This is a genomic window from Saccharothrix sp. CB00851, from assembly GCF_001905065.1.
Lineage (GTDB): Bacteria > Actinomycetota > Actinomycetes > Mycobacteriales > Pseudonocardiaceae > Actinosynnema.
On sequence record NZ_LWLC01000023.1, the window covers coordinates 326,342 to 334,676 of the forward strand.

The following is an 8,335-nucleotide window of genomic DNA, read 5'->3' on the forward strand; positions in this document are numbered from 1 at the left end:
GGACTACCTGCCGTGGTGGGTTACGCACGGTCAGTGAACCGACCGTTTGGTTTGCGCTCTTCGAGGGGTTCTCCGCGAAATTCGGGTTTCAGGACCCGTGGATTGCTAAACCTTCCCTCAGGGGGGAGGAGGTCGCGGTGCCCAGAGGTTTCTACGCCGACGACCGCGGTCGGGTGCGACCGGCCGCCGGAGGGGGTGGGCGGAGCGGTTCGGTGCTGTTGGCCGGGCTGATCGCGCTCAGCGCGGTGGGGTACGGGGGAGCGGTCGGCCTCAGCGCGGGCGGCGGTTCGGCTGGTGGCGGTGGCCCGGGGTTGAGCGTCGAGGAGCGTGCGCAGCAGGGCGGTGATCTCGCCCGGAGGGGCGACTCCGCGGGCGCGTGGCAGCGGATGGGGCTGCACGAGCTGAAGCGGACGGACGTGCAGCGTGCTCCGTGTGCGGACGCGTCGTTCGGCCGGGTGCGGGAGTTCCTCCGGCAGCACGAGTGCACGTCGGTGGACCGGGTGCTGTTCACCGTCGGGGACGACGCGGGCAACTCGGCGGTGATCGCGGTGGCCTGGGTGGCGTTGGCCTCGCGCGGTGACGCGCGGGAGTTCCAGGACCTGGTGGACGCGCCCGGCACCGGTGACGTGAAGGCGCTGGGCACGGCCCAGGTCGGAGTGGCCGAGGTCGCGTTCAGCGGCGCGAACTACGGCTCGGAACGGGACCGGGACACGGTCACCGTCGCCGAGGCGGAGATCGCCACCGGGTACGTCACGCCGGAGGTGTTGGACGCGCTGGCGGAGGTGGCGGCGCGGCTGCCCCGCTGAACGCCGGGTCGCCGAACGACGCCCGGCGCGCGGCCCGGCGCAGCGTGCGCAGCAGCACCGGGCCGGTCACCAGCACCAAGACCGTGGTGGTGACCGCCCGGCCGATATCCCAGCCGAGCGAGGTGGCCAGGCTGAACGCCACCACCCGCACCAGGTTGTCCAGGATCGGCCCGCCCGGCTGGAAGGACAGCGAGGTGCTGCCCGCGCTCAACGCGAACGGCCAGAACGAGAGGTTGAGCAGCAGTCCGTAGACCAGGGACGCGACGGCGCTGTAGGCGGCGAGGAGCGCGAGTTCGGCCTTGCCGCGCAACGGCGGCAACAGCCCCGCGCCCAACGCCACCCACGCCGCGCCGAGCATCTGGTACGGCAGCCAGGGGCCGACACCGCCCGTGAGCAGGGCGGACGCGAACAGCATGGTGTTGCCCAGGACGAACCCGAACCCGGGCCCGAACACGCGACCGCCGAGCACGAGCAGGAAGAACACGGTCTCGATGCCCGCCGTGCCCGCGCCGAGAGGTCGGATCGCGGCGCCCAGCGCGGACAACACGCCCAGCATCGCCACGGCTTTCGCGTCCATGCCGCGGTCGCTGATCTCGGCGAGGACGACCGCCAGGACGAGGGGGAGCAGGAGGGCGAACGTCCACGGCGCGGTGGCGCCCTGCGCGAGGACGGCGTCGGAGGAGACCAGCAACGGCCAGCCGAAGGCGACGACGCTGATCGCGGCGGCGATGGCCAGGGCGAGGGTGGCGCGGGGCCGGATCCGGACCGGCTCGCTCATGACGCGGCCAAGGCGGCGCGGACGTCGGCCACGGTCAACCAGGGTTGCGGGGCGAGCACCTTGGCCACCTGCGGTGAGAACACCGGGGACGCGGTCACCACCTCGGCGGTCGGACCGTCGGCCACCACCTCGCCCTCGGCCAGCACGACGACGCGGGTCGCGTACTCGGCGACGAACTCCACGTCGTGCGTGGCGAGCACGATCGCGTGACCTCGGTCGGCGAGTACGCGCAACGCCCCCGCCAGGCGGGTCTTGGCCGGGTAGTCCAGGCCCCGCGTCGGCTCGTCCAGCAGCACGGCCCGCGGTGACGGCGTGAGGGCGACGGCCAGCACCAGCGCCAGCCGTTGGCCTTCCGACAGGTCACGCGGGTGCCGGTCGTCCGGGATGCCCGGCGCGAGCCGGTCGAGGAACTCGCGGCACGTGCCGGCCGGCTTGCCCGACTCGCGGTCGGCCTGCGCGCACTCGCCGCCGACGGTGTGCAGGTACAGCAGGTCGCCGGGCTGCTGCGGGACCAGGCCGATGGCCTTGCGCCGCGGACCGGGTTTCAGGGTCGCCGGGTCGACGCCGTCCACCGCCACGTCACCGCCGGACCGCTTGCCCGTGCCCTGCACGGCCCACAGCAGGCTGGACTTGCCCGATCCGTTGCGGCCCATCACGGCGACCCGCTCGCCGGCGCCTACGTTCAGCGACACACCACGCACCGCGTCCACAGCGGAGTAACGAACCCGCAGGTCCTGGGTGTGGATCAGGCTCCCGGACGGCGCCGGTGGCACCACCGGCGGTTCGGCGAGGCGGTCGCGCAGCGGACCGGCCAGCCGCCGGGCGTCCCGGATGGACACCGGCACCGGGTGCCAGCCCGCCACCTGGCCGAGCCGCACGACGGGCGGCGCGACCGGGGCGTCCGCCAGCACCGGGCCCGGCTCGCCGGCGACCGGCGGCAGTCCGCCGCCGGGCAGCCACACCGCGCGGTCCGCGTACTGCGCGACCCGTTCCAGGCGGTGCTCGGCGATCAGCACCGTCATGCCCAGGTCGTGCACCAGGCGGTGCAGCGCGGCGAGCACGTCCTCGGCCGCACCGGGGTCCAGGGCCGAGGTCGGCTCGTCCAGCACCAGCACCTTGGGGTGGGCGGTGAGGGCCGCGCCGACGGCTACGCGTTGCTGCTGCCCGCCGGACAACGTGGCCAGTGGCCGGTGTCGGAGCTCGGCCAGGCCGAGCAGGTCCAAGGTCTCCTCGACCCGCTTGCGCATCACGGGGTTCGGCAGCGCCAGCGATTCCATCGAGTAGGCCAGTTCCTCCTCGACGGAATCCGTGACGAAACCGGCCTGCGGGTCCTGTCCCACCAGGCCGACGACGTCCGCCAGCTCACGCGGTGGGTGGGTGCTGGTGTCACGTCCGGCGACCAGCACGCGGCCGGTGAGCGTGCCGCCGGTGAAGTGCGGTACCAGGCCGTTGACCGCGCGCAGCAACGTCGACTTGCCCGACCCCGTGCGCCCGACCACCAGGCACAGCTCGCCTTCCGGCACGTGCAGGTCCACCGCGGCCAGCGCCGGCGCCTCGGCGTCGCGGTAGGTGACGGAGACGTTCTCGAACCGGATCACGTGTTCACCCTGTTCCTGGCGATGACGACGGGTGCGAGCGCGCACAGCAGGCCGACGGCGGGCAGCAGCGGCAGTCCGGGCACGGTCAGCGGCACGGTCGACGGGGTCAACGCGGCACCGCCGAGGCCGTCCGGCGCGAGGAACGTCGCCAGTGCCGCGACCAGCCCGGACCCGATGACCAGCAGCTCGCGCGGACCCCAGCGGTCGGGTCGGTACCGGCTGCGCCGCACCCGCCGTGAGCCGGTCCACAGGCCGCCGATCGCCGACACCGAGCCCACCAGCAGCATCGGCGCGGCGGGCGTGCCGCCGCCCAGCAGCCCGTACGCGCCGACGGCCAGGCCCGTCAACCCGCCCAGTACCAGCACGCCGGTCAGGACGCGGGTTCGCCGGGGCAGTCCCGCCGTCCGGCCGTAGCCGCGCGAGTCCATCGCGGCGGCCAGCACCAGTGACCGCTCGAACGCGTCCTCCAGCACCGGCACCATCAGCACGCGCATCGCCTTCACGCCACGCACGACATCACCGCGCAGTGCCCGAGCCCGCCGCACCGACCGGGCGCTGGCCACGAGCTGCGGTGCGACCGTCAACGCCACCACGACCGCCACGCTCACCTCGTACAACGCCGCCGGCAGCGATCGCAGCAGCCGCTTGGCGTTGGCCAACGCGTTCGCGGCACCCACGCAACACAGCAGCGTCGCCAGTTGAAGCCCCTGGTACAACGCGAAAGCGAGCCCTTCGGCGCTGACCGGTCCACCCAGCCGGATGCCCTTCGTCCACTCCGGCAACGGGATCTCGGGCAACGTCACCAGCACCGTCGGCCCGGTCACGCCGCCCAGCAGCACGTGCAAGACCACCCGGATGGCCAGCACCACCAACGCGAACTTGAGGAACACCCCGTAGGCACTGGCCCACGGGGTGTCCTCGCGGCACGACACGGCCACGTACCCGGCGACCGCGATCACCAGGGCCAGCAGCACCGGGTTGGTGGTGCGGCTCGCGATGGCGGCCAGGCACAACGCCCACAGCCACCACGCGCCGGGGTGAAGCCTCACTCCGCCGCCTTGGCGCGCCTTCGCGCGGTCCACCCGCCGAGACCGGCCAGTGCGGCGATCACCACGATCCCGATGACCAAGCCGACCGTGCCACCGGAGTCGGCGGGCGGCTCCGCCGCGGTGGAAGGCGGAGTCGTGGTCGGGCCGGACGTCGTGCTGCCGGCCACCGTTTCCGCGGAGGTGGGCGGGGTGGTCGTGGTTTCGGCCGTCGTGGTCGACGTGGCCGTGGCCGTCGCGGAAGTCGGTTGTCCGGGCTGTGCCGCGGGTTGTCCTGGATCCGGCGCGGGTTGTGCCGGGTTGGGTGCGGGCTCGGTCGGGTCGGGTGGTGGCGGGGCGGGTTGGACGGGCTTGGGGGAGGGTGCCGGTGGGGCGATGCCGGGCTGCTCTCCCGCGCCGAACGACCAGCCCTCCACGCTGCCCGGGGCCGGGTCGTACGAGCCCGCGCTGGTGCTGCTGTAGGTCCACGATCCGCCCGGCTGACCGTGCCAGTAAGCCCAGTGGGCGTTGGCGGGGGACGTGGTGACGCACGGATCGCTGCTCGGCTTGCCGTTGATCCGGCACACGAAGCCGGGTTGCCGCTGCGCGATCGTGTAGCCGAAGCCGGCGGCGGTCAGCGCGGCCGTGCCCGATGACGGGTCACCCGGGGCGCAGCCGGTCTGCACGCCGCCACCGAGGGAGCGGAAGTCCACGACCACCGTGACGCCCGCGCAGTCGGCCGCACGGGCGGTCAGTGGGGTGATCGTCATCGCGAGCCCGACGACGGCCGATGCCGTCAGCGCTCGTCGCCACCAACTCGTCACTTGCGTGCGTCCGCGTGGCGCTTGCGCGACAACGAGACCGCGAGCACGCCGCCGACCAGCAGCAACGCGCCGATCCACAACGCCGGGCCGACGGCGGCGCCCGTGCGGGCGAGGGTGCCGCGGTTGCCCGCCACGGCCACTACCGCAGTCGTCGTTGTGGTGGCCGTGGTGGTGGAAGTGGTGGTTGCGTCCGTAGTCGTGGTGGTGGCTGTCGTGGTGTCCGAAGTGGACGTCGTCGGCGAGGTGGTGGTGACCGGGCAGTCGAGCACGGGCACGTCCGCCCGGTCGCCCTCGGCCGACAGGTCCGCGAAGTTCGCGCCGACCAGGCCGAGGACGCCCTGTGCGCTCGCCCGCAACGACGTGGCCCGCGTGAACGCGGTCTTGTCGAACGCGATCGCGCCCCGGTCCGCCTCGGCGGCCGCGCAGCCGACCTGCAACGACCGGAGGAACGCCGCCGCCTTGTCGGCGGCGGCGGTGCGGCCGCCCGCGCGCAACGCCTGCGCGGCGAGACCGGTGCTGTTGGCGTTGCCCTCACCGGCCTGGCCCTCGTCGCGGAACCCGCCGCCGGGCTGCTGGACGCCGTCGCTGGACAGCCAGTCGAGCGCCTTGTCCGCCACGGCGGTCCGGTCGACCGCCAGCAGCGCCTGCACGGCCATCGCGGTGGCGTCCACGTGGGACACGCACGGCGTCGCCTCCAGGACGAGCGGGAAACCGCCGTTCGGGCACTGCGTGCCGACGAGGTAGTCCACAGCGGCCTCCGGCGCGCCTTCCCAGCGGTCCAGCGCGAGCACCGCGAACGCCTGGGTGAAGCCGTTGGAGTAGTCGCCGTACTTCGACTTGTCCTGGAACCTGCCCGACGGCGCCTGCAGCGCGGTGAGACCGGCGATCAGGTCGGTGCCGCCGAAGCCCGTCGGGTCCTGCCCGCGCACCTGGGCCGCGAGCGCCAGCTTGGCGTGCGCGCCCGCGAACGACTCGGCAGGGTCGCCGAAGTGCAGGTAGTTGTCGATGATCGCGGGTTCGGCGAGCCAGGCGGTGGCCCGGTCCGCGCGGTCCGCCGCCACGCCGGCCGCGGTGAACGCGAACAGCGCGTCCAGCGTGAGGCCCTGGTCGGGGTAGGTGACGCCGTCGAAGACGTTCTCGAAGTGGTCGCCGTCGACGAGCTGCCGGGCGAGCCAGCCCGCGGCGGCGTCACCCGCGTCCGTCGTCGGCACCGCCTGCGCCTGGCTCGGCGGGACCAGCGCGAGCGCGGTGATGGCGGCGGCGGCGATGACGGCGGCGGTCCGTCTCAACGGCATGGTCGGCCTTTCCGGGGGTGCGAGGCGCGAGCGGACCCCGGACAGCCGTGACCGACCTCCCCCGGGCTCCGACCCGTTGACCTCGACGGTGTCAGGAGCGTGGCACGCGTGCCGGGTGTTCGGGCTCGTCCCGGTGGGACCTACCGTTGCGGGTCAGCGCCGGATTTCGACCGGCTTCCCCCGTGTCACGCGCGATTGCCGATCGTCTGTCACCGACCTCGGCGTGTCAATCCACCTCAGGCGCGATGCTGCTCACCCCTACGTACGGTTACCGTCGGTCGATTCGATCTGGGGAAGAGGGGTGTTCGATGACGACTCTGGCGTCCGTGCGCGACGGCTTGGTGGCGTGGGTCGCACGGCGTTCGGCGACGCGGTGGGTGTTGGGCAAGATCGGTTCGCGGGCGTTGTCGCTGCTCCCGGACCGTGCGCTGGTCCCGTTGAAGCGGGACGGGGTGGTACCGGTCGCCGAGTTGGAGCGGATGCGGGAGACCGGCGCGGTGCACCGGATCCCGGTGCCGTTCGGCTTGCGGGTGTGGTTGGTCACAGGTCAGGGCGAAGCGAAGAAGGTGCTTTCCGACACAGGAGCGTTCAGCAACGACTACGCCCGGCTCGGCGCGGCGGTCGGGCGGCTGGAGCAGTCGCCCGGCGGCCTCGGCTTCGCCGACCCGCCCGACCACACCCGGCTGCGCAAGCTGCTCACGCCGGAGTTCACCATGCGCCGGCTGTCGCGGCTGGTGCCGCGCATCGACGCGATCGTCACCGAGCGGCTGGACGCCATGCAGGCCGTCGACGGGCCCGTCGACCTGGTGCAGGAGTTCGCGCTGCCGATCCCGTCGCTGACCATCTGCGAGCTGCTGGGCGTGCCCTATGAGGACCGTGACCGGTTCCAGGAGCTGGCGGCGGCGCGGTTCGACCTGTTCGGCGGTGCCGGGCAGGCGTTGGGCGCGATCTCGGAGTCGCTGTCCTACATGGAGGAGATCGTGCGCCGCGAGCGCCGGTCGCCGGGTGACGGCCTGATCGGTTCGATCATCCGGCAGCACGGTGACGACGTGAGCGACGTGGAGTTGGCCGGGCTGGCCGACGGTGTGCTGACCGGTGGGTTCGACACGACGGCGTCGATGCTCGCGCTGGGTGCGATCGTGCTGCTGAGGGACGACGCCGCGCGTGCGGCGATGCGTGACGACGACGCGGCGGTGGCGCCGTTGGTGGAGGAGCTGCTGCGGCACCTGAGCGTGGTGCAGGTGGCGTTCCCGCGGTTCGCCCGGCACGCGTTGACGGTCGGCGAGCAGCGGATCGAGGAGGGTGACGTGGTGGTGGTGTCGCTGTCGGCGGCCAACCGCGAGGAGGCGTCCGACTTCGACGCGGGACGTCCGGCGTCGCAGCACCTGGCGTTCGGCTACGGCGCGCACCGGTGCGTGGGCGCGGAGCTGGCGCGGCTGGAACTGCGGGCCGCGTACCCGGCCCTGCTGCGCCGCTTCCCCGAGCTGCGGCTGGTCGACGAGCGGCAGCCCGCGTTCCGGACCGCGTCGATCGTCCACGGTGTCGACTCGCTGTTCGTCCACACGCGCTGAGCGTTCAACTCGGGGGTCCTGAACGTAGGACACTCGCGTTCTGAACGTAGGACACACGCGCGCGTCCTACGTTCAGAACGCGAGTGTCGAACGTTCAGGCCCCCTGAGTTCGACGTTCGGGATTGATCTTGTAGTGCTGCTTAACGCGCTGTCATGAGGTTTCACTTTTCTTGAAGTCGGTCGTGGGGGACGGTGGTCCCATGACCGGACGTGGTGTGCTGCGGTTGGGTGTGCTGGCCCTGTTGTGGGGCTCGGGGTTCCTGTGGATCAAGCTGGCGTTGACGGGGCTGTCGCCGGTGCAGATCACGGTGATCCGGTGCGCGCTCGGCGCGGCGGTGTTGGTGGTCATGGCGCGGGTCGGGCGCCAGAAGCTGCCCGCGGGGTTGTGGGTGCACCTGGTGATCGCCGCGCTGTTCTGCAACGCGCTGCCGTTCCTGC

The 8,335-nt window shown here is 72.8% G+C and carries 8 protein-coding genes and 1 riboswitch; of the genes, 3 read left to right on the top strand and 5 right to left on the bottom strand.

The window, feature by feature from the left end:
- Positions 1-137: 137 nt before the first annotated feature.
- Positions 138-806: a hypothetical protein gene (locus A6A25_RS43275; protein WP_143193335.1), complete on the top strand. Its 669-nt coding sequence runs from the start codon at positions 138-140 to the stop codon at positions 804-806.
- On the opposite strand, the gene A6A25_RS22870 is transcribed toward A6A25_RS43275, so the two are convergent.
- From A6A25_RS22870 to A6A25_RS22890, 5 genes are read right to left on the bottom strand one after another with little or no spacing between them, the layout of a single operon-like run.
- Positions 751-1,584, bottom strand: a complete 834-nt coding sequence (locus tag A6A25_RS22870; RefSeq protein WP_073893074.1) for an ECF transporter S component — start codon at positions 1,582-1,584, stop codon at positions 751-753. The genes A6A25_RS43275 and A6A25_RS22870 overlap by 56 nt on opposite strands.
- The gene (locus A6A25_RS22875; RefSeq protein WP_073893076.1) at positions 1,581-3,182 is read right to left on the bottom strand and encodes an ABC transporter ATP-binding protein; all 1,602 of its coding nucleotides are present in this window, start codon (positions 3,180-3,182) and stop codon (positions 1,581-1,583) included. The genes A6A25_RS22870 and A6A25_RS22875 overlap by 4 nt, the downstream gene beginning before the upstream one ends.
- On the bottom strand, positions 3,179-4,231 hold the full coding sequence (locus A6A25_RS22880; protein ID WP_073893294.1) for a CbiQ family ECF transporter T component: 1,053 nt from the start codon (positions 4,229-4,231) through the stop codon (positions 3,179-3,181). The genes A6A25_RS22875 and A6A25_RS22880 overlap by 4 nt, the downstream gene beginning before the upstream one ends.
- Positions 4,228-4,977, bottom strand: coding sequence for a hypothetical protein (locus A6A25_RS44210; RefSeq protein ID WP_073893077.1), 750 nt, complete (start codon positions 4,975-4,977; stop codon positions 4,228-4,230). The genes A6A25_RS22880 and A6A25_RS44210 overlap by 4 nt, the downstream gene beginning before the upstream one ends.
- Positions 4,978-5,027: 50 nt before the next feature.
- A complete protein-coding gene (locus A6A25_RS22890; protein ID WP_073893079.1) occupies positions 5,028-6,326 on the bottom strand; it encodes a prenyltransferase/squalene oxidase repeat-containing protein in 1,299 nt (432 codons plus the stop codon).
- A gap of 113 nt (positions 6,327-6,439) precedes the next feature.
- Positions 6,440-6,507, bottom strand: a riboswitch (cobalamin riboswitch).
- 127 nt (positions 6,508-6,634) lie between these two features.
- On the opposite strand from A6A25_RS22890, the gene A6A25_RS22895 reads away from it, so the two are divergent.
- Positions 6,635-7,897: a cytochrome P450 gene (locus A6A25_RS22895; RefSeq protein ID WP_073893080.1), complete on the top strand. Its 1,263-nt coding sequence runs from the start codon at positions 6,635-6,637 to the stop codon at positions 7,895-7,897.
- Between the two features lie 200 nt (positions 7,898-8,097).
- On the top strand, positions 8,098-8,335 hold a 238-nt coding region (locus A6A25_RS45680), incomplete at its 3' end, for an EamA family transporter (RefSeq protein WP_241828856.1).